General features: G+C 48.3%; 15 protein-coding genes and 1 pseudogene. 12 read left to right on the top strand and 4 right to left on the bottom strand.

From position 1 onward, the window contains the following. The first annotated feature begins 139 nt into the window (after positions 1–139). From PPG34_RS07215 to PPG34_RS07205, 3 genes and pseudogenes are all read left to right on the top strand, one after another. Positions 140–409: a hypothetical protein gene (locus PPG34_RS07215; RefSeq protein WP_313832500.1), complete on the top strand. Its 270-nt coding sequence runs from the start codon at positions 140–142 to the stop codon at positions 407–409. A gap of 199 nt (positions 410–608) precedes the next feature. Continuing rightward, positions 609–1,082, top strand: a pseudogene (locus PPG34_RS07210) (RDD family protein); the annotation flags it as partial. Positions 1,083–1,299: 217 nt separating this feature from the next. After that, entirely contained in the window at positions 1,300–2,676 is a 1,377-nt protein-coding gene (locus PPG34_RS07205; RefSeq protein ID WP_313832498.1) for a tetratricopeptide repeat protein, read from the top strand. Here PPG34_RS07205 and PPG34_RS07200 read toward each other — a convergent pair. Beyond that, entirely contained in the window at positions 2,673–3,833 is a 1,161-nt protein-coding gene (locus PPG34_RS07200) for a M48 family metallopeptidase (protein ID WP_313832496.1), read from the bottom strand. The genes PPG34_RS07205 and PPG34_RS07200 overlap by 4 nt on opposite strands. A gap of 81 nt (positions 3,834–3,914) precedes the next feature. After that, positions 3,915–6,257, bottom strand: a complete 2,343-nt coding sequence (locus PPG34_RS07195; protein ID WP_313832495.1) for a DUF898 family protein — start codon at positions 6,255–6,257, stop codon at positions 3,915–3,917. 788 nt (positions 6,258–7,045) lie between these two features. On the opposite strand from PPG34_RS07195, the gene PPG34_RS07190 reads away from it, so the two are divergent. The 4 genes from PPG34_RS07190 to PPG34_RS07175 all read left to right on the top strand — a co-directional run bounded on the left by PPG34_RS07190 (position 7,046) and on the right by PPG34_RS07175 (position 10,091). Next, on the top strand, positions 7,046–7,237 hold the full coding sequence (locus PPG34_RS07190) for a hypothetical protein (RefSeq protein ID WP_313832494.1): 192 nt from the start codon (positions 7,046–7,048) through the stop codon (positions 7,235–7,237). Between the two features lie 190 nt (positions 7,238–7,427). Next, positions 7,428–7,814 carry a hypothetical protein gene (locus PPG34_RS07185; RefSeq protein ID WP_313832493.1) on the top strand — a complete coding sequence of 129 codons (387 nt, stop codon included), beginning with the start codon at positions 7,428–7,430 and terminating at the stop codon, positions 7,812–7,814. Positions 7,815–7,953: 139 nt separating this feature from the next. After that, entirely contained in the window at positions 7,954–8,715 is a 762-nt protein-coding gene (locus PPG34_RS07180; protein WP_313832492.1) for a hypothetical protein, read from the top strand. 215 nt (positions 8,716–8,930) lie between these two features. Next, positions 8,931–10,091: a GGDEF domain-containing protein gene (locus PPG34_RS07175; protein ID WP_313832490.1), complete on the top strand. Its 1,161-nt coding sequence runs from the start codon at positions 8,931–8,933 to the stop codon at positions 10,089–10,091. A gap of 42 nt (positions 10,092–10,133) precedes the next feature. Here the strand turns inward: PPG34_RS07175 and PPG34_RS07170 are convergent, their stop codons facing one another. Beyond that, positions 10,134–12,086, bottom strand: coding sequence for a TonB-dependent receptor plug domain-containing protein (locus tag PPG34_RS07170; RefSeq protein WP_313832489.1), 1,953 nt, complete (start codon positions 12,084–12,086; stop codon positions 10,134–10,136). A 307-nt stretch (positions 12,087–12,393) separates the two neighbouring features. On the opposite strand from PPG34_RS07170, the gene PPG34_RS07165 reads away from it, so the two are divergent. The 5 genes from PPG34_RS07165 (at position 12,394) to PPG34_RS07145 (ending at position 20,077) form a co-directional block, all read left to right on the top strand. After that, positions 12,394–14,088 (top strand): PAS domain-containing sensor histidine kinase, encoded by a 1,695-nt coding sequence (locus PPG34_RS07165; protein WP_313832488.1) that lies wholly within the window; start codon positions 12,394–12,396, stop codon positions 14,086–14,088. Next, positions 14,081–14,857: a response regulator gene (locus PPG34_RS07160; RefSeq protein ID WP_313832487.1), complete on the top strand. Its 777-nt coding sequence runs from the start codon at positions 14,081–14,083 to the stop codon at positions 14,855–14,857. The genes PPG34_RS07165 and PPG34_RS07160 overlap by 8 nt, the downstream gene beginning before the upstream one ends. Before the next feature lie 336 nt (positions 14,858–15,193). Next, positions 15,194–15,382, top strand: a complete 189-nt coding sequence (locus PPG34_RS07155; protein ID WP_313832486.1) for a helix-turn-helix domain-containing protein — start codon at positions 15,194–15,196, stop codon at positions 15,380–15,382. 176 nt (positions 15,383–15,558) lie between these two features. After that, on the top strand, positions 15,559–18,573 hold the full coding sequence (locus PPG34_RS07150) for a hybrid sensor histidine kinase/response regulator (protein ID WP_313832485.1): 3,015 nt from the start codon (positions 15,559–15,561) through the stop codon (positions 18,571–18,573). Between the two features lie 223 nt (positions 18,574–18,796). Beyond that, positions 18,797–20,077: a POT family MFS transporter gene (locus PPG34_RS07145; protein WP_313832484.1), complete on the top strand. Its 1,281-nt coding sequence runs from the start codon at positions 18,797–18,799 to the stop codon at positions 20,075–20,077. 300 nt (positions 20,078–20,377) lie between these two features. Here the strand turns inward: PPG34_RS07145 and PPG34_RS07140 are convergent, their stop codons facing one another. After that, on the bottom strand, positions 20,378–21,142 hold the full coding sequence (locus tag PPG34_RS07140; RefSeq protein WP_313832483.1) for a DUF6445 family protein: 765 nt from the start codon (positions 21,140–21,142) through the stop codon (positions 20,378–20,380). Position 21,143: the final 1 nt, after the last annotated feature.

The following is a 21,143-nucleotide window of genomic DNA, read 5'->3' as shown; positions in this document are numbered from 1 at the left end:
TGAGTTCCACTTGCAGGTTTTGACCATGGGAATAATGACGATAGTGAACCTTGTCCCATTGACGGCAGTGGCATATCTTATCTAGTCTCGCAGCTGTCTGAGAGAATAAGAGCGTCACCCATAGAAGGAGTTTTGGAGCATGAAAGAAACAGATCCTGAGCGTTTGGAAATGTTATATGATCGATTTTGTGATGTGTGTTTGGTGGAAAAAGAGGTATGGACGGAGATCTATATGCCTCGGCGGGTGGAAAAAGGGTTAGTCATGACGAATGTACAGGAAAAGTATGATGTGGTCATTGATAGCGAAGACATTGAAGATACCTTGGAAGCCAATATCCCACGGGGCAAGGCCGCATTAAAGGCTGCGGTGCAAGAGTATAAGGACCACATCAGTTTTTTTAAGAAATAACCTTAGCCCAGTTTTTTGTGACCTGTCTTTGAAGCCTCTGCCCTTGGCAGGGGTTTTTTGTTTTTTGGTGTTGGTCAGAATTCGTTTGGCTTGATTATTCAAGGGTTAGGTTCATTAATCCGACATGATGAATAGGACTAGTTTTTTTCATGTGTCCTGAAAATTTTTTAAAAATATTTGTGAGCGAGATGCCCCGGAGATGAGAACAAAACGTGAATATACGAAGGCCTGGCCGCCCATTGAACCCCCTGAACTAAAGGGAGCGTATGTGGGATTTTGGGCGAGGTTTATGGCTTCCTTATTGGATACGGTATTGCTCACCATCGTGACGTACCCATTGCTCCTTGTGGTATATGGTTGGGGATATTTGGAGTCTTGGGCGTTAGTGGAAGGCTCCGTGGATTTACTTCTTTCCTGGATGTTTCCGGCTGCCGCGGTTGTGATGTTTTGGATTTATTGTTCGGCGACTCCAGGAAAAATGGCCATTGGTGCACGTCTGGTGGATTCCACCACTGGCGGACAACCGACGCAGCGGCAATTGGTAAAACGATACATTGGGTATTTTGTTTCCTCGATCCCTCTTTGTTGGGGATTTATCCATGCCGCCTTTGATCCCAGAAAACAAGGCTGGCACGATAAGTTGGCTGGGACGGTGGTGGTCTATACCAAAAAAATTCGGCAACCCCAAGAAGAATCAAAAGTCAGGGCCCCGATCCCTGGACAATTCGAATATGCCACGTCATCGTCTCAGTTATATCCCTCGTTAGGTGAACCCCACAAGGAGAAGATAGTTGTTGGTGTACCTTGAGGAGTTTTTCCCTGACCATATCGCCCTTGGTGCTTACCTCAGATTGAAAACTTTTTCACTTGATGTATTGATGATCAAATCCATGTTTAACCTAACAGTCGCCATCCCAATTCAGGCAAGGAAATATTTGAGTATTTTTTTACTCATTGTTGGAGGGTTCTTGGTGAGCCCTACACTTGGATGGGGGGAATCGGGAAAAAATGAACTCGCCAAAGAATTTTTTGCCAAAGGTCTCGGCTATTATTGGGCGCAAGATGTTTCCCAGCATTATGAGGAAGCGTTTGTGTGGTTGTCGAAAGCTGCGGAGTATGATCATCCCCGCGCTCAAGCCATCCTCGCGGATATGTTGAGCAATGGGTTGGGAACCGGAACCCACCTACAGAAAAGTTTGGCCTACGCTTTGGCTTCAGCACAGCAAGGGGATGTCTTTGGTCAATTTTTGATGGGCATGGCTTTTTATAAAGGTCTGGGAGTGCCGGCTGATCAAGGCAAGGGCATCCAGGTGTTTGCCCAGATATTGGATGACCTTGAGACCGAAGCAGAATCAGGGGATGGGCATGCCCAAGCCGGTCTTGCCTGGATCTATTACAACTTGAGTTCCGCCAATAGAGATTTTCAAAAAGCACATAACTGGTATGAAAAGTCAGCGGTGCAAGGTTATTCCGTAGCTCAAAGTATGTTGGGTCTGATGTTTGGGCGTGGGGATGGGGTACGGCAAAATGCTAAAGCGGAGATTGTGTGGTATCGTCGCGCCGCAGAACAGGGATCACCCATTGGTCAATTCAATTTGGCCCTGGCGCTTGGCGATCAAGGAGATTTCGAAGGGGAATATACTTGGGCACGCCGGGCCGCAGATCTGCGGTATGCTGAGGCGGAATATTTGATGGGGCAGATGTTTGAAAATGGTGATGGGCGACCGGTTGACCTTCAGGAAAGTTTCACTTGGTATCAGAAGGCGGCCGAACAAGGCTATGCTCTTGCACAATTGAAACTCGGTGAGTTTTATCAATATGGAAATGGCCGGGAGGAAAATTTCCAAGAAGCCAAGAAATGGTATGAAGCCGCCGCGGAAAATGGCGAAGGTGAGGCAATGGCGAATCTTGGACATTTCTACGAACACGGGGTTGGGATCGAGAAAGACTATGCTCAAGCTCGGATGTGGTATGAACGCGGTGCGGCGCTCGCCAACAGCTATTCCCAGTCTCGTCTTGGCTATTTGCATATGCAAGGGCATGGCGTGGAGAAGGATTTTGATAAGGCCCACGAATGGTTGCGGCGAGCGGCAAGGGGAGGAGATGAATGGGCGTATTATGGAATCGGTCTGATCTATGAAGAAAAGCAGGAGTACTCGAAGGCGATTGGATGGTACCTGTTATCCGCAATCAATGGCTATGATTTTGGGTTTAAACGCGCGGTGTACCTGTTAGTTGTATATCCCGTGATTTCCTTTCAGACTTAGTGTCGTTTTCCCCGACCAACTTTTTTCCTGGGGTTGGTGATCTCCCGTTCATGACAAAGATTGGTGATCTGTTGCCAATCGTCCAATGGAAACAGGCTATGGACGGGCTGGTTGGCCTTGTGGACTTGCGCTTGAAGTTTGGCAACTCGGTCGCCTGCCGGGGGATGTGTTGAAAGATAGCGCCATAGAGAGTCCTGGTACCCCCCCCCACGTTGTTCTCGTAAATATTCGAAAAAGCTAAGCATACCTTCTGGGTTGATTCCTGCCGCAAGAAGCAAGGCCATCCCTTTGCGATCGGCTTCTTCCTCCGCGCCTCGACTATAGGATAATGATTGCAGCACGTGAGCGCCTTCGAAGACAAAAGCCATGATGCCGCTGACGTCTCCCGTTAATGCGCCGATTAATAACCCCAGCGTCATATTTTGTACGAGAAGACGCATGCCGTGCCGCTGGAGAACATGTTGGATTTCGTGGGCCAACACGCCGGTGAGTTCTTCTGGGGTCTCCGTGTTTTCAAGCAATCCTCGAAAGATAATGATATATCCACCTGGAAGCGCCAGCGCATTGAGAATCGGTTTGTCCACGATGACAGTGCGAAATGTGTAAGGCACGGAGCCTACGGTCGATACTAATGCGTGGACCAGGGCATTGGTTTTTTCGACGAGGCGTGGGTCGGAACATCGTTCATCTACCGGGGCAATTTCTTCGACGAGGGCTCCTCCGAGTTGTTGTTCCCAAGAGTATGGAATGAGGTTGGTCAAAGGCCCTGCCAAAGCCGGGACTCCCTTGGCATATACCAACCAAATGAGTGGAATGGCGAGGATCCCTGCGGCTGCGGTGAGCCAAATGCGGCGGCTGCGTGTATTAGGGTTATGTAAATGACTGACCTTACCGGGCGCGAGAAAATGGAGGGCAGTTAAAAATTCTGCATTGTCCAAGACCAGGAGCTCATGGTAGGAACCTCGTCGTTCCAACCGAACTTCCTCCCCTTGATAGCCGCCTTGAGTTTGCTGAAGATCTTTATACGGCCACAGAATGGCCTGACTGGAAATTCCCTGAATTGTGAGCCCTGTGGCCGTGATGTCAATCGACACTGGATGGGCCATGGGACTGTGACCATCAAAATATTGCCCGTGCCAAGTTGAGGTTTTCGACATGAGTGAACCTGGAGCTGGTAGTTTCGGCAAACAGGGTTGCCTTGTAACCCGTGGAGGGCTATCTGAAAAGGGGGAGAATGGTTATCCGAGATCAAATCCCGTGTCAAAGAATCCGGCGAGTTCTTCTCCCATGGGTGACGCCGTACCGGCTTCTTGAACGATATTCTGAAGATTCAAGGGACCTTGGAGTCCAACATGATAATACAAAAATTGTAAGTTTCGCGTTTGGACCCAAGGCCAAGCCAGTCCTAGGGAAAAGAGTAGTAGGAGCAAATTCGTCACTTTCAGTTCGAAGACATCTTTTCCCTTCATGGTCGCTCGAAAACGGGCGCCACCAAAGGTAGTATGACTCCACATATAACGTTGCTTGGTCGCTTGAAACCAAAACCACAATCCAATGATAAACGGTACGACCATGGAGACCATACCCACCGTGGCCCAAAAGACAATGTCTATCATCTGATCTGGGTGGGTCCGACCGGTAAGAAATGAGGTAGCCAATAGGACAACTTCTGCAGTCACTAAAGTTAACACTAGAATTCGAAAGGCCTTGAAATAGATTGATCCTAGGGTCTTGGCATTTCCATCAAAATCAAACGTGCGACTGCCAAATTGTGTCCCTGAAACTAAAAAGGTTCGTTTGGCATTCTCAAACACTGGGTAATAGATACCCAATGTGAAAACCGAGAGGAAGGTGCCTTTAAGGTAGAGCCTAAAGAAATCTTTGGCCGAGTGGCGGAAGGAAAAGTATATGCCACGCCAAGAAGTCCTGGTCATACGGTAGCGGTGCGATCCCACAATCGCAATGGGAATAAAGCAAAAAATCAATAGACCTGCGATGATATTGACTCCCCACTGAAACGTTGCCTCGGTTTGGAGTGTACTGACCACGTTGAGTGCCGCGTAGGGAATCCCGAAAACCAAAACCGCCTTCATCCATCCTCTAAAGAGTTCTTCCCCGGTTCCATGGAAGGCAAGTCGTGCTCCGGCAAACTTCGTTTGACTGTGAAGATATCGCCGAATTTTCGTACGACCCCAAAATGAATACACGCCAAAGGTCAGGAGCGTGAGCAACGTATTAATGGTGAACATGCCAAAGAGTGTGCTGCCATTACCCGTAAAGAAAGGACGTCGAAATCGATCAGGCGCTTCTCCAGTGCTTTGAGGTTCTAAGTCTGGAGGTGGTGGGGTTGGATTGGGTGGAGCGGGATCCACCTCTTTGGCGTTTGGGGCGTTGGCGACGGTTGGTGTTTCTGATCCTGCCTGGTCTGCCAGCTCTTTTGTTGGGTTGGTTTGCAGAATTGCCGTAATTTCATCCGCGCCTAATATGGCTGCATCAATAGATGTTTGTGCAGCGGCGGCGGCTAATGACAATTCTGATGGAGGTTCAGTCGCAACGAGTTGTTCTTCTTTTTGGGGGGTTGAGGGCTCAGGGGTTTTGGAGGAGGCTTCCACGGCTGCGAGCATTTCTTCCGGTGATGGTAATTCAGTTGCCGTAGCACTTTCAGGTTTGGCTGAGAGTGTTTTGGGTTTCCACTCACTGGAAGCGGGTTGTGGTGAAGGTTGGGCCGAACCTGATCCAGGCCAATTCATGACGACTTGGTCGGAATCCTCCGCAACAGCATCTTGTGCTGGGGGTGGCGTTTCCTTCTCCTGACTTTTCTGAGTTTGTTCCTCAAGAACCTCAGCCCAATCATTTTCTAAATCTTCATCCTCGGTAGAAGAAGAATCTGCGGGATCTCCCAAGGGCGAGGCAGAGACTTCATCCTGAATTTGGGGTGAATTCTCTGCTTTAGTAGGTTCTTCTTGTGCGGGAAGAGAATCTGGTTGCCCTTGTTCCGCCAGGGCCGCGGCCCATTCATCTTCCAGTGAAGGTTCGGGTGCGGCTGTTTCCTTTGTGGTCGTGGCTTGAGAATCGGAGGCTGCCGGCGTGGGGTCGCCTTGCTCTTGTTCGGCCAGGGCCGCCGCCCATTCATCATCGAGCGAGGGTTCGGGCGCGGGCGTTTCGGGTGTGGTCGTGGCTTGAGGATCGGAGGCTGCCGGCGTGGGGTCGCCTTGCTCTTGTTCGGCCAGGGCCGCCGCCCATTCATCATCGAGCGAGGGTTCGGGCGCGGGCGTTTCGGGTGTGGCCGTGGCTTGAGAATCGGAGGCTGCCGGCGTGGGGTCGCCTTGTTCTTGTTCCGCCAGGGCTGCGGCCCATTCATCGTCGAGTGAAGGTTCGGGCGCGGGCGTTTCCGTTGTGGTCGTGGTTTGAGGATCGGGGGCTGCCGGCGTGGGGTCGCCTTGTTCTTGTTCCGCCAAAGCTGCGGCCCATTCATCGTCGAGCGAGATTCCGGCTGAAGCAGGTTGGTCTTCTCCTGCTTGATTTGTAGATTCAAGATTGGAGGATGATGGGGCGTCCTGATCTTCTTTTTTCATACTCATTATCGTTTTTTCCAACGGATGGGTCTATATTTATTCGCAAAAAAATTTATAAACCCTCTGGACTCTCACCATTCTCTTTTTTTGGTTTCGATTGGGAGTTAATTCTAACTTTTCTCCAAGTTTTGTCGGTGGTTTTAGAAAAAATCTAAAGGGAATTGCGTAGGATTTGAAAAGAATACTTTTTTAAACGGATGGTCTGGTTATCTTAATAACTCGTCTTTTCCCTCAATGCCGATATCCGCGGCGCGAGGCTTTTTTCTATGAACAAATTTTCATGTGTCTATGGGTGAATTTTGAAAGGAGAGTGACAGGCTCATCGTGTTGAAAATTTATCCCCCATTCGTGGGATGTCGCGGGATTTAACATTGTCGAGCAGATTGTTTTGTACAGGGTTTGTGCTTAACATTTACTAGAAATCCTGAATAGGTTCTGGGAAGTTAGGTTTGCCCCCAATTTGGGCGTCATGAAATTTTACAGTTAATAAATAAGCTCTAACGTGTTGAAAGGTTTCTATTATTCCTTTCCTGCCCTCCATTCATCACAAACTCCGTCGGACTATTTTCCAATAGGCCAATAGGGTCAGTGGAATATTGATCAAACGGGTTGTGCCAAATTTGGACAATCATCTCATCTGAATCTTGTTTCTTCGAGTTGCCGCGGGTTGTTTTTTCAGTAGGTTCACGGCACGAGCTTTGCTCAATGATCCCTCATGCGTTGGAATGTGTTTCCCGCTTGGAAACGATTATCTTCGGCCACTGGCCTACACATCTCATAAGGAGGGCAATGCCATGAACACAACATCACGATCAACACGACCCTTGACCTATGACGAAAAAAAAGCAGCCGAAGCCGCATTTCGCGGATCTGCCTTTGATCCAAGCTGGTCTGAAGGTGCCCTGAAAATTTATGAAGGGCTGCGTTTGGCCATGGCTCGGCGCAAGCAACAAGGCGCTGCAGAGTTTGATGTCTCACGAAACTAGGCTGACCCTTTTGTGAATTTCCTTTTTGACCCTAGATTGATGCTGGTCGTTAGGGGAGGTTCCTTCCACGATTAGCCTAAATCTGATAGGCTACATCCAGAATTTGGAAGCGTGAGTGAGAGACCCTTGTTTTACTCAGCCTTCCTTTAGCGAGACGATCTGGGATTTAGTTCAGTTGCGGAGGTCCAAGGTGGGTGCTCCTGAATCATTTATCAAGGCTTTGCAACATGAACCCATAGCTTGTGGAACTTCCTCGTGTGCTGGGCAGGTGGAATGCGTGGAGGTCTCTCATCCTCACGACCGAGTAAAGACCTTTCAGGTGCATTGCCTTCTTTGTGGGTGGGAAGACCACTTACGAGGATTTGAAGAAATCGGGAAGTCCTGGGAAGAGGCGGAACTTGAAGCTATAATCGATGAGCACTTGCTTCATCTTCAACCCATTTGTCCGCACGATTCCGCACCCATTGTTTTTACGTCCTTGCCGAATCCTCGGCGCCGTGCTCGGTACCGCATTGCCTGTTACTACTGCGGATGCCAGGCCGAAATTGACTGGCCCCCCCCACAGACCAAGTGGTGAATTCTTCAAATCATTATTGCAAGGAAATGTCTGCCTTTTTCCTCTCAAATCTTCTGTGCTTAGAGTATTGCCCCCTAAAAATTTCTAAAATCTCCGCTACTCGCTTTGGGCATCGTACTCAGAGAAAGAAAATGGTTGAGTGAAAAAAATTAAACGCAAATCCAAGACGTCTCCTAGGAGACGCCCAAGCTTTGTTGTAGGATTTTCAGGAGATGAGTATCCGCCCCCAGGATTCTTTGCAGGCTGGTTTGATCAACAGTACGGAGGTCCGCTTCATATACGTTTTCTGGATTCCGATTCCCATGATGCCATAGAAGCTCGTCATGTGGACTGGCAAGCGAAGATCACCCTGGTCCGTTCTGACGAGGAAGTTTCGCGATGGCAGGATCAAGTGGGCTGGGAGCATGCCCAAGTCGTGGAAGTCGTGTCTACTTCACCAGTAGGAAGTATGAAGCAGGATGTCGTGCTTTTTCTCTCAAGACTGGCCAGAGGCTTAACGTTGCTTACTGACGGAACAGCCTACGATGTGATTGCAGGAAGGCATTTCAATCCTTCCGACTGGAGCGATTGCTCCCTCAATGATTTCCACATTGGGGACCATGTCTGTATCAAGGAGGAAGAGCATATGCTTGATGGACGTCAATGGTTACACACCCGCGGGCTGGCAAAATTTGGACTGGAAGAATTTGAAGTGTTTCTTCCACGCGGGCTATCAAGTAGTGCGGCTATTGATCGGTTATTAGATTTGTCCGTCCACTGTATTAGCCAGGGAAAAAGTCCAAAAGTCGGTGAGCGGGTTTACCTCGTTTCAAATGCTTTGGATATACAAGTCGTCCACCATCGAACCCATCCGTGCTCTGATGGACAACTCAATCTCCGTCAAGTGGAATGGGATCATTAACCCCACGCCTTGTTCCTTTAATTTTCCTAAAAACTAAATGAAACCAGGAAAGAATGCTTGGATTCCTGAGAGACTATTCTTCTGTTTCTTTTCCCCCACTCCATCAATTAAGAAATCTCATGCACTGCCGATAACATAATCAGGTAATGGGCAGAAAATATCAGAAATTGAGAGAAAGTCTTTTTAAGGGGCATACGTCATGAGGGAATGTCCTGATGTTTAAAATGTGGTCGGGCCAAAATGACTCACCGGAATCTGAGCGTTCCCCTGTTTCCTCTGGAAGGGAAAAAGGCGGATCGGATGCCTCTTTGTCGAAGAGTCAAGATTCCGCGATTGAGGCTGTCGCCAAAATTCTTCGGACCTGGGGACGGCATACGTTTGATCTCGACAATGGCGATGCGGAAACTTTTGAAAAGGACTTTGAGCGCTGGGCACGTCATGTGTTGTTAGGAACAACGACTTCCGACGATCCTGATGCGCGGGAGGAATATCCGGATGGCCGACGAAATTGGGGTGGCCTGAATCAGTTTGTAAATCGTCATCGGCAAAATGAAAAGAATTATGTCGTCAAAGGGTTTCATGCCCTGCGCGATGTGATTTGGACATTTACGAGTACCGTGAGTCAGGCGTTTATTCAAGAGCAGGGGGTGGATGGACATATGCAGGCGCACATTGGTCGCCTCAGAAACGCGGTCGCAAGCCGAAGTCCAGAAGATATTAAGCGTGAGGTGTTGGCTGCTGCGGAGGACCTCAGTAAGCTCGTGGAGGATCGGAGTCAGCAGGCACGGCTTCGAGTTGAAAAACTTGGAGAAAAGCTCAAGCAAGTGGAAGCCGAACTGGGTCAAACACGTCAGCAAATGACTTTGGATGGTCTTACGCAGTTATACAATCGTGCGGCACTGGATCAGCATCTTGAACAAGTGAGTGCCTTGAGTATTCTCTCGGATTCTCCAGCTTGCCTGATGATGATCGATATTGACCATTTCAAACGGGTCAATGATTCCTATGGCCATCGGGCCGGGGATTCCGTCATCTGTGAAGTCGCGAAACGGACAGTATTAACGTTTCCCCGGAAGACGGATTTTGTCGCAAGGTATGGCGGTGAGGAATTTGCGGTGGTGATCCAGGGTGTTGGTCTCGAGGCGGCGCGGGTGCTTGGGGAACGATTATTAGCCACGGTGAGACAAACTTTATTTGAACATGAAGACTTGCAGTTGTCGGTCACGGTTTCTATTGGACTGGCGGAATATCTTATGGGAGGTACTCCAGCCAATTGGATCGAGCGGGCAGATCAAGCGCTCTATCGAGCCAAGCAAAGCGGCCGCAATCAGCTCTGCGCCGCAGGAGATCCTCAGCCCGAACTTGTAGGAGTTTAGAAAAATGTAGACTAGACCACTGCTCGACCGTAATCAATCAAGTTAGTCCCCCACCTGACATTCCAATCCAAATCGACCCCATACCCCCGGTGCTTCGAATCCTAAAAATTCCTCGTATTGCACATTGGTCAGGTTTTCCCCTGCAACGAAAATTTTCCAAGAGTCATTGACTCTCAATGTGGCAGTGAGATCCACGCGATAATAGCTGGGAACAGTGGTCTCGGTGGTAGGGATTTGGATGTCGAATCGTTTTCCTACGGCTTTTAGCTCACTCCGAATATGGAGGCGAGAATTTGGGCGAATATTCAGAATGAATCCACCAAAGGTGTTTGGTCGGTTTCGTAAAGAATCAGTGAGTCCAAGAATGTCGGTATTCAGATAAGTGAAAAAGGCTTGGACCTCGAGCCAGGGATAGGGCAGGGTGGTGAGTTCAAATTCAACCCCATTGGTGATCACCGTGCTCAAATTCACGAGAGAAAAGACATTTTGCTTTGCAAGTATGGGATCAAGGTCGATTACATTCGAAAAGCGATTGTGAAAATAAGTCAGATCAAGCTGGATCTTTTTGTTAAACAACTCCTGGTGCACATTGATGTCCCATCCTTGGCTCTTTTCCGGTGCTAATGACGGGTTTCCAATAAGAGGATCACCTAGCGCATTGAAGCTGGGGAGTTTAAATCCTTCACTATAACTGCTCCGAACAAAGGTTTCCGGGAGTAATTGAATGCTCATGGCTACGCGAGGAGTGACTTCAGGAGAAAACTCTTGGGGGTCATCAATACGAAGACCGGAGGTTACAGTGGTATGGGAAAATGGCTTCCAGACACTTTCGAGAAATCCCGCGGGGGTGGTGCGCGTTTTGGCAAAATCGTTGCGTTGATCCGTCGGTAAACCTAGGGCGGTAAGTTGTTGAGTGCCGGTTCGTTGTCCGTCTTCATAAATGAGTTGGAAGCCGCCGGATAGTTTCCAATTTTCAGCGAATGCCTGAGTCAAGGTCCAGAGAAATCGGTATCGAGAAAAATCGGTTGTAAACATGGTTGGAGGGTTGCGAAACGTACGGGCGGTATCCAGGACACCTGGATTATTGACATCCTCTTGTCGATAAAACAGATTGCTTGAGAACTGTTGTTTCCAGGTCTGGGACAACTGGTGGGTCAGGGTGATCCCAACAAGAAATTCCTTCGTCAGTCGTTGTTCCGTGGCTCTTAAAATAGAGAGCCGCGATCCCCCACTACCTTCAGGGAACGCCCGAATGTCGGATTGAGTGAATTGGCCTGTCATCTGGACATTCACTGACGAATCATATGTCCAAGCTAGATTACCCCCTGTGTTAATGTTCTGAAAACGATCGCCTTCAACCTGTTCATCGTTACGAGTAAAAGCTACCGAGCCGCTGTACAGAACATCCTTGGCTGACCCTTGAGCGAGAATGGTGCTCCGTCCATATCCAAATTGGCCACCTTCGACCGTGGCTTGGTAGTTGGAATGGCTCTGCCCTTTTCTGGTAATGATATTAATGGCTCCCGCCATGGCATCGGACCCGTAGACGATTGAGGCAGGACCTCGAACAATTTCAATGCGTTCAATACGCTCGGGTGTGAGGATGGAAAGATTTACTGAACCGCCTCGTTGATTACTGGGATCGTTGAGGGGAATGCCATCAATCATGATAAGGGTGAAATTAGGGTCTCCTCCCCTGAGGTACACTGAACTGAGACCTCCTCGTCCTCCCATTTCATCCACAATAATTCCGGGAACTTGTTGCAAGATACTGCTAAGTCGGTTGGCCTGTTGCTGTACGATCTTTTCTCTGGTGATGATTGTCACCGACGCAGGGACTTGAGAGAGGGTAGTGGGGCTCGCTGTGGCAGTAATCACGATAGGGTCAAGGACTTCGATAGGTTCTTTCTCCGATGCCAGTACATTGCAAGAGGAATGTATGGCAAGCGTCCAGAAGCTAATAAACCAAAATATAGCGGTCGGCCAATAAAGCATAGTTGGCTGCCACCATACCGATAGGAGGCCGGAGGTTCAAAGGTTCAGGAAGACCCACGGTCGGAAGAAGGCTTCTAAAAGAAATGTAGGCCCTTCTTGCCCCAAGCCCATTGTCAGAGGCTACCGGTTTGAAAACCCTGGATGGCTTTAAAAGGTTGTCACTGTGAAAAGTGGCAAGGAGGAGGGTGGCTTATTTTCGGATTTAAGTTTTGGAAGAAACAACCGATAGTAATATTATAGTAAGTAAAAGAAAAACTAAAGAATGGGGGTGAACCACTAGTATGCCCTGGTGGGGAAAATAGGGAATATGGAGTATTTCGTTCCAACAGTTCAATTGACGAATGGCTTGCGGGAGGAAGCGTTTTTAGATTGTCTTCCTCTAGGGGTATGCCTGCTGAAATCGGACTGGACTGTAGTCTTTTGGAATCGGCGCCTCGAAGAGTGGAGTCAGATTCACCGGACTCAAATACTAGGAAAGTCTCTTTTTGCGCAGTTACCTTGGCTGGCGAATTCGGACTATGAACGGTCTTTGCAACTAGTTTTTCAAAGGGGAGAAGCTTCGAGTCTTTCGTCCGAACAAGATGATCCGTTTTCGATGTTTGTCGGAGGGCTGCGTGACGAACGGCACTACCGTGCGCATTTCACAGCGGTTCCATCCGAGGAATTTGGGTGTAGTCTTGCCTTGATGAGCATTGAAGATGTTTCGGATTGGCACCGTCAGATCAAACTCCAAAAAGAATCGCAGTTGAGGGCGAATCAGGATTTGAGGGCACGACGAATGGCTGAAACGGCATTCGATCGTCTGGGTCGGTTACATGAACTTATTCTTCAATCGGCGGGAAATGGAATTGTTGGACTGGATCATGATGGGAATACATTATTTGCCAACCCGGCAGCCGCAAAAATGTTGGGCTGGGAAATTGAGGAATTGGTAGGGAGATCCATGCATGCCAATTTTGGTGGTTGTTGCCCAAAAGGGAATGACGCTTTGGGACAAGGGTGTTTTTCTTCGTCGCCCATTCATGGGGGTGCTCGGCAATTCGTGAGAGAGGACTGGTTTCAGAAAAAAGATGGCACGCGCTTTCCCGTGGAATATCTCAGAATGCCCATCGTGGAGGATGGAGCCATCGTGGGGGCAGTCGTGACCTTTAGCGATATTTCTGATCGGCGGCTTTTGGAGCAAGAAGTTATGCGGTATACGGAAAAACTCGAAGAGGAAGTTGACCGAAGAGCTGCCAGGATTCGAGAACTAGAACAGCGCCGGATGGAAGTAGAGAAATTAGCCGCCTTAGCGCAGGTGGCGGCCGGTGTGGCTCATGAAATAAATAATCCGTTGGCGGGGATCAAAAATGCATTCCGTCTTGTGAAGGGAAGCATCCCTGATACTCATCCAAGAGCAAGGTACGTGGGCTTAATTGAAAATGAGATTGATCGTATCTCAGGCATAACAAAGCGAATGTACCAACTCTATCAACCGGATCCGGCTGTCCTCCGTGCGGTGAATCTCCATGAAATATTACACGATGTCTCGTTAATGATTGGACCGGCGTTAAAAGATTCCAATTCTCATTTAGAGATTGTGGCTCCCCAGTCTATGCCGTTGGTGCGATTGCCCGTTCGGGATATTACCCAAGTCCTCTGTAATCTTGTGCACAATGCGATTCAGGCAAGTTCCGGCCATCAGAACATTTGCCTTACGGCCGAGACGGATGATCAGGGCATTCGGTTAGTGGTCACTGATCAGGCAGGGGGTATTGCAAATGACGTTCTGCCCCATATCTTTGAACCATTTTTTACAACCAAGTCTGGAGCGGGTCAGGGTGGCATGGGGCTGGGGTTATCGGTCTCACGCAGTCTGATTGAATCGTTAGGTGGGCGAATTGATGTGCAAACGGTTCCGACCGTAGGGACCACATTCATTATCCATTTGCCGTATACGATTGAAGCCATACGCGAATCTTGCGAACCAGCAATTGTGATGAAGGGGGAAGGCCATGGCTAGTTCGGCCAAAATTTTACTGGCTGATGATGAAAAGACGTTTTTGCATTCCACCGCGGATTTATTGCGAGATCAAGGGTATGAATGTGATTGCGCGATGGATGCCAATGAAGCCAGGGCATTATTGCAACAGAACGAATATGACTTGGTAATCAGTGATATCAATATGCCGGGAAATGGACAATTGGAATTCCTGAATGCAGTCCATGATAAATACCTGGGATTGCCCATTATTGTGATTACGGGCTATCCTTCCGTGGACACGGCGGTGCATTCCTTTCGGATGGCAGTCTTTGATTACCTTCAAAAGCCTATTAATTTTGATGAGTTATTGGGGTTAATCGACTCGGCTGTAAAAAAAGGGCAATTCGTTCGGAGGGTTCGAAAAACCAAAGAGGAGATGACGGCTCTGATTGGCACCCTCGAAGCTATTGAGAATGTGGAGACAACGAGAGGCACAAGTCCTCGTGAGGATTTCCGCCCGTTGGCGATCAGCAAATATTTGGATCATGCCGTTGGGTATTTGGCTTCTGTATCTACAGGGCTCAAAACTACTATTGATTTCATCAAACAGGGTGATGATAGGGAACACACTGATTTCAACGTCCAGGGGATTTGTCCTCATTGCCAGCGTTATAGAGAAGTGATGTATCAAACCATTCAAGTATTAACGAAGACCAAAGATGCCTTTAAGTCGAAGTTGTTAGGAGATTTACGACGACAAGTGGAATCGGTCTTAGAAAATCATTCAACCCTGACGAAAAAGGCTTAAGTCTACCAGGCTAAGACCGAAAAGAGTTAACAGGCGGTAAATCCGACGATAAATTAACGATGTGCCTAATGAATGGCTTCGGGCCGCGAGTTGAGGCGCATGACAGGGCTTCCAGCCAAGCACGCAGGATACATGGCCTGTTGGTTGATGGCATGAGGGAAGGCCATTCACAAAATTGGTGAAGGTCTTGCTTTGTGCTTTTTTTTTGCACAGCAAGAATGGTCGCTGGCGCCGATTCTTGGCACTCTATTCTGGATGGCTCACGGGACATTCAGAAAACCCACGGCTCCTCAATCAGGACCTTCTCCAATATCCCGTAAGGATAAGGAGGCTCCCATGTTAAACGACGGAATCTTGACTATTTCCGACGTGGCCAATTTTTTAAAAATCCCTAAGTCATCGGTCTATAAACTCATTCATGATGGGGGATTGCCAGCTCATAAAGTGGGGAAACACTTTCGTTTGGTCCAGGACGAAGTGAAGGAATGGCTCCATCAGGGTGGGCTGACTTCCAATAAAATTTAGTTCCAAGACAGTTTGCATGGCATTTTCGATTCTCACTGCATTCGTGTGTCCACAGGTGGGTTGTCATGAGTTCTACGAAGCGACTCTCATTTCTTAATTAAAGGCTGCAATGGTCCTTATCACCCTCACCGGATATTTCTCATTATCCCGTGAGGGTTTGTCTGGATTCTGTCTTTATGACTGATTCATTTCCGAACAAAATTTCCCACGAGGCTGCTTCGGTATCTGGCGAGTCACAGAACTTTGCAGGTCTTCAGGCCCTCCTCATTATTGAACAAGCCCTAGACGCCATTGTCACCTTTGATGACAATGGGCTGATTACCCATTGGAATCCCCAAGCCGAACGGTTGTTTGGATGGAAGGAGCACGAGGTGAAAGGGCAAGTGTTCACGGAGGTCGTCTTGGGCTCCCAATATCGCGAGAGTTATGGCCGTGGCATCCAACGTTTTTTAGATGCTGGAGACGGAACGTTACTGAACAGGCGAGCGGAGGCCTTGGCCATGAACCGCGAAGGCACAGAGTTTCCAGTGGAGATGTCCCTCTGTCCGCTACGAATGGGGGATACTCATTGCTTCAGCGCCTTCCTCAGGGATATCCGTGAACGTCGCCAATCGGAACGAGCCCTATTGCAAGAGACGATGCTTGTCCAGCTTCATCAAGGCGTGGCCTCTGCAGCCAACGAGGCCCCTACCGTGGAGTTGGCGTTGGAGTCGAGCTTGAATTGGGTATGTTCCTTGTTGGGATGGCCGGTGGGGCATGTGTGGTTGTATAACAGGGAAGAATACCGGCTGACTTCTACGAATATTTGGTTCCTGGATCATCCTACTCGGTATGGGGAGTTTCGTTCGGCAACGGACAGGCTCTCGCTGGCTTCGGGAGAATGCCTTCCCGGCCAGGTTCATCAAAGTCGTCAAGCCATCGTAACGCATGATGTGGGCAAAGACTTGATCTCGACTCGCTCATCCCTTGCCCAATCTGTGGGTTTCGTATCAAGTTTTGCATCGCCCATTGTCGTAGGAGTGGATGTGGTGGCGGTGATGGAGTTTTTCTCAGATAAACATAATGAAGTTGATGATCGGCTTTTGGATTCGATGGTATCCGTGGGCGTGCAATTGGGCCGCGTCATCGAACGTAAAGAGGTCCAAGAGGAATTGGTGCGAGCCAAAGAAGCTTCGGAAGCGGCCGCCAGGACCAAATCGGAGTTTCTGGCTAACATGAGCCATGAAATCCGCACGCCGATGAATGGCGTGATTGGCATGACCGGATTGCTGCTTGACACTCCCTTGTCCACCGAACAACGGGAATTTGCTGAAACGGTGAGAAATTCTGCGGAAGCGTTGCTCACTATTCTTAATGACATCCTAGATTTTTCCAAGATTGAAGCGGGCAAGCTTGATTTGGAAATTATTGATTTTGATCTTCGAGTTGCCGTGGAAGAAGTGGTGGAATTGCTAGCAGAGAAAGCAGAAGCCAAAGGCATTGAACTTGCCTGCCTTTTGCATTCGGATATACCACACGAATTGAAGGGAGATCCTGGGCGGCTTCGCCAAGTGTTGATTAATTTAGTGGGGAATGCCGTGAAGTTTACGGAAGAAGGTGAAGTGGTGGTTCGTGTCAATAAGGTCCACGATAGCCAAAGAGGAATCGTACTTCGAGTGGAGGTGGCTGATACAGGAATTGGTATTCCAATGGAACACCAAGCCCGATTATTTCAATCGTTCACCCAGGCCGATAGCTCAACGACCCGAAAGTATGGTGGAACAGGATTAGGGTTGGCGATTTGTAAGCAATTAGTGGAGTTAATGGGCGGACAAATCGGATTTACGAGCGAGGCAGGGAAGGGCACGACATTTTGGTTTACAGTATGTTTGGAACCAGTAGCTCATGTGGGTGATCCGACCAATGACGGGGGACGAGGGAATTTAAAAGGTCTGCGCGTCTTAATTGTCGATGATAACGTCACCAACCAGAAAATTTTGGAATATTATGTCAAAGCCTGGGACATGCAGAGTGTGAGTGTGCTGGATGGGCCATCAGCCCTGCAGGTTCTTCGGCAGGCCGCGGAAGATGGGAACAAGTTTGATCTTGCTCTGCTGGATATGCAGATGCCACACATGGATGGGCTTGCGTTAGCCCAATCTATTCAACGGGATCCTGTTTTATCCTCGGTGAAACTGGTCATGCTCACCTCCTTGGGGCGACGGGGAGATGCGGAGAAAGCCAAACAAGTGGGCATTGCAGCCTATTTAACCAAGCCAATTCGCCAGGTGGTGCTGTTTAACAGTTTAATGATGTTGATGGGGGCCGAAGGAAAGACCGATGCCGCAAAGCTGGTCACTCAACATACAGTCAAGGAAGTCCAACGAAGAGAAGCGGTCCATATTTTATTAGCAGAAGATAATCTAGTGAACCAAAAAGTTGCGGTGCGAATGCTGGAACGCCTGGGCTTTCGCCCGGATGTCGTGAAAAATGGCCTTGAAGCAGTGAACGCTTGGGAGCAGGGACAGTATCATATGATTCTCATGGATTGTCAGATGCCTGAAATGGATGGATTTGAAGCGACGCAAGCCATTCGAAGGCGTGAGGCGAATATGGACAATCCAGGGGGAAGGGAAATGGCGGACTTTCCGCATTTGACTCATATTCCTATCATTGCCATGACCGCAAATGCGATGAAAGGCGACCGCGAGAAATGTTTGGAACAAGGTATGGATGACTATATTGCGAAACCTGTGAAGCCAGCGACTCTCGAAGAGGTTGTACTTCGGTGGCTTCCCAAGACTCCTGCAGGAAATTTTCTCACTGGCCAGGAGGAGTCTTGGGGAGGGTGTCTCGATGAACAGGTTCTCAAGGAACTCGAGTCCCTTGGTGATGCCGAGCAGCCAGATTTTCTCCAATCGGTCATTCAACAGTTTTTGACAGACCAACCCAAACATGTGGCAGCTATTGAGTCTGCCATTCAAGATCGAGATCTCATGGCTCTTCGCAAGGCGGCTCATGCCGTGAGAGGAAGTAGTTTTAATATCGGAGCGCGGGCCTTAGCTGCCAGTGCTATGGAATTAGAAAAATTAGGCGAAACTGGCACTCTTGAGGGTATTGATAAACTCATTACTGTGTTTCAAAAAGAATGTAGTCGGGCCTGCCGGGCCCTTGAAAAACGATTGGCCGCACAATCTGTTGGCTCATCCTAAGTCCTCTCTCAATTTACCTCCACCCAACTTGTTCAATAGTATTCTACCTTCTCAAGCCCTACTCTCTGTGCTATACACTGATTTGGGTTGAGAGTGGTCTAAGTCCTAGGGGCATCAACTTTACCAGCTATTTTTTCTAATTTTTCTAATCCTGAAAATGACATCTTACCGAACAACTCCCCTGCCAACTGACCGGATGCCATCGGCTATTCCTTTTTTGGTAATGAATGAGGCCGCAGAGCGTTTTAGTTATTATGGCATGCGGGCCATTTTGGTCGTGTTTATGACCGAGTACTTACTGAACCATGATGGTAGCATTGATGTAATGGGAGAAGCCGAAGCAAGAAAGTATTTTCATCTCTTTGCCTCAGCCGTATATTTTTTCCCGATCCTGGGATCGTTGGTTGCGGATGTTTATTGGGGAAAATTTCGAACTATTGTTGTGCTGTCAATTGTCTATTGTATTGGCCACCTGGCCTTGGCTGTGGATCAAACCCGACTCGGTCTGGCAGTGGGGTTAACCCTGATTGCCATCGGTTCTGGGGGCATTAAGCCTTGCGTCTCTGCCAATCTTGGTGATCAGTTTGGTTTTGCCAATCGACATTTACTCTCGAAGGCATTTTATTGGTTTTATTTTTCCATTAACCTTGGGGCGGGTATCTCGACTTTGTTGACGCCTTGGCTCTTGTACCACGTCGGGCCTCATATGGCTTTTGGGGTACCCGGGCTATTGATGTTGTTGGCCACCTGGGTGTTTTGGATTGGACGGTGGGAGTATGCACACATTCCGCCAAAGGGGAAGGAATTTCTTAGTGAGTTGAGGACTTCAGAGAATCTCCACGCCATCTGGCGGCTAATTCCCATTTTTATTTTTTCGGCGTTCTTTTGGTCACTCTATGACCAAACGGGCTCCGCATGGGTATTGCAAGCTAAGCACATGGACTTATTCTGGCTAGGTATTGAATGGTTGCCTTCCCAGATTCAGGTGGTCAATCCTTTTCTCATTATGATATTGATCCCGATATTTTCCTATGCGGTATACCCTTGGGTGGAAAGATTTTATCCCCTCACGCCGTTACGAAAAATTGCCATAGGGTTTTTTATCACAGTCGTGGCGTTTGTTCTGTCGGCACAAATTGAAATGCAAATTGCGGAAGGCCTTCGACCGAATATCGTATGGCAACTGCTGGCTTTTGTAGTCATGACTTCTGCTGAAGTGATGGTGTCGATTACGTGTTTGGAGTTTTCCTATACACAGGCCCCACGAGCAATGAAGTCTATCGTCATGGCGTTATTCCTCTTGTCTGTATCTCTTGGGAATGCCTTTACGTCATTAGTGAATTTTTTTATCCAAAATGAGGATGGGAGTTCCATGCTTGAAGGGGCCTCCTATTATTGGTTTTTCGCTGGAGTGATGCTTGGGGCTTCTATGCTGTTTGTTTGGATAGCCCAGCGCTATCAGGGCCAGACCTATCTTCAAGAAGAGGAATCTGAGGAGAAGTAAAGGTCTGTACTTGTGGATAACCTGCTTCCTTTCTTAATTGCTAAGTTTTGTGGGCGTATTTTCGTCTTTACTAGAGTTTTTCCTTTTGACACAATGGAAATGCTATTGGTACGTCCAAAATACCTTGTCAATACAGGGTTTTAAGATTCTTAAGCCATTCTAGGCCTTTGGGATGAACGGGGCGAACGATTTTTGATACTTGACTCCAAGCATGCCCTGTGAGCGATTGTGAATCCGTTGGGGATAATCGTAAGTCTTGACGGGCAGGAAAAAGAGATTCAGGCGTGCGTAGGCCTCTTCTCAGCTTTTTGGCTTTTGACTCAAATAGATGATCTGGTTAACCCGAAAGGCTTCAGTATATTGTTCGGGAAAGATGTATTGGGAATGAAAGCATCTCCCGTCGAAAATGATCAGTCGGTTTGTTTTCATTTTAATGAGTTTCAGTAATTCCCAGTATTCGTTCCCTTCGTTGATATAGGTGTTGTCGCGATTCGCGAAGAGTGGGTTGAATATCATACTGTTCTGAAAGTTTTCATAGCCTTCCGCACTGGTCAAAAATTCATCACTAAGTTCTAATCTATCGGCAAGGTTCCGGATTTCTTGGTCTGGTGTGATAGGCACTCGTTCCAGGCCTGTAGGCCGGTGTCTATAGAGCCCAGTCCCTCCAACACAAGACTCCTCCGGGTTTAAATACACCATGGCGGTAATGTCTTGGTCGATGTGAGGCTGTCGTTGCCCAATGTTAAGGAGATAATTTTTGTTGGTGATCCCCTGGAAGACCACGGGTTGGGGATCAAAAAATTGATAAAGGGGGATACCCCAGAGTTCGCTGATTTTTTGAAAGATGGGCTGAATCTCGAGGTTGATTGAGGCTCGAACACCAGGAAAATTACCGACGATCTCAAACCTATCGGTATATGGCAATTCCAGGGCCAATTGTAGCACTTTTTCGGGATGTTGGTAAAAGTCATCTGCAATGACGATTTTGTGGCGTCCCTGCCCTAAGTATTCGATGTTGACCTGGCAATGAGGGTTGATGATAAGGGGATTGGAAGGCATGTTCATG

Source organism: Candidatus Nitronereus thalassa, assembly GCF_032191465.1.
Classification (GTDB): domain Bacteria; phylum Nitrospirota; class Nitrospiria; order Nitrospirales; family UBA8639; genus Nitronereus; species Nitronereus thalassa.
This window is presented reverse-complemented; position numbering and strand designations above follow the sequence as displayed.

Excerpts from the sequence above, each read along its gene's own strand:
- PPG34_RS07215 (WP_313832500.1), top strand. The coding sequence starts at position 140 with ATGAAAGAAACAGATCCTGAGCGTTTGGAAATGTTATATGATCGATTT.
- PPG34_RS07205 (WP_313832498.1), top strand. The coding sequence starts at position 1,300 with ATGTTTAACCTAACAGTCGCCATCCCAATTCAGGCAAGGAAATATTTG.
- PPG34_RS07200 (WP_313832496.1), bottom strand. The coding sequence starts at position 3,833 with ATGTCGAAAACCTCAACTTGGCACGGGCAATATTTTGATGGTCACAGT.
- PPG34_RS07195 (WP_313832495.1), bottom strand. The coding sequence starts at position 6,257 with ATGAGTATGAAAAAAGAAGATCAGGACGCCCCATCATCCTCCAATCTT.
- PPG34_RS07190 (WP_313832494.1), top strand. The coding sequence starts at position 7,046 with ATGAACACAACATCACGATCAACACGACCCTTGACCTATGACGAAAAA.
- PPG34_RS07175 (WP_313832490.1), top strand. The coding sequence starts at position 8,931 with ATGTTTAAAATGTGGTCGGGCCAAAATGACTCACCGGAATCTGAGCGT.
- PPG34_RS07170 (WP_313832489.1), bottom strand. The coding sequence starts at position 12,086 with ATGCTTTATTGGCCGACCGCTATATTTTGGTTTATTAGCTTCTGGACG.
- PPG34_RS07165 (WP_313832488.1), top strand. The coding sequence starts at position 12,394 with ATGGAGTATTTCGTTCCAACAGTTCAATTGACGAATGGCTTGCGGGAG.
- PPG34_RS07160 (WP_313832487.1), top strand. The coding sequence starts at position 14,081 with ATGGCTAGTTCGGCCAAAATTTTACTGGCTGATGATGAAAAGACGTTT.
- PPG34_RS07155 (WP_313832486.1), top strand. The coding sequence starts at position 15,194 with ATGTTAAACGACGGAATCTTGACTATTTCCGACGTGGCCAATTTTTTA.
- PPG34_RS07150 (WP_313832485.1), top strand. The coding sequence starts at position 15,559 with ATGACTGATTCATTTCCGAACAAAATTTCCCACGAGGCTGCTTCGGTA.
- PPG34_RS07145 (WP_313832484.1), top strand. The coding sequence starts at position 18,797 with ATGAATGAGGCCGCAGAGCGTTTTAGTTATTATGGCATGCGGGCCATT.
- PPG34_RS07140 (WP_313832483.1), bottom strand. The coding sequence starts at position 21,142 with ATGAACATGCCTTCCAATCCCCTTATCATCAACCCTCATTGCCAGGTC.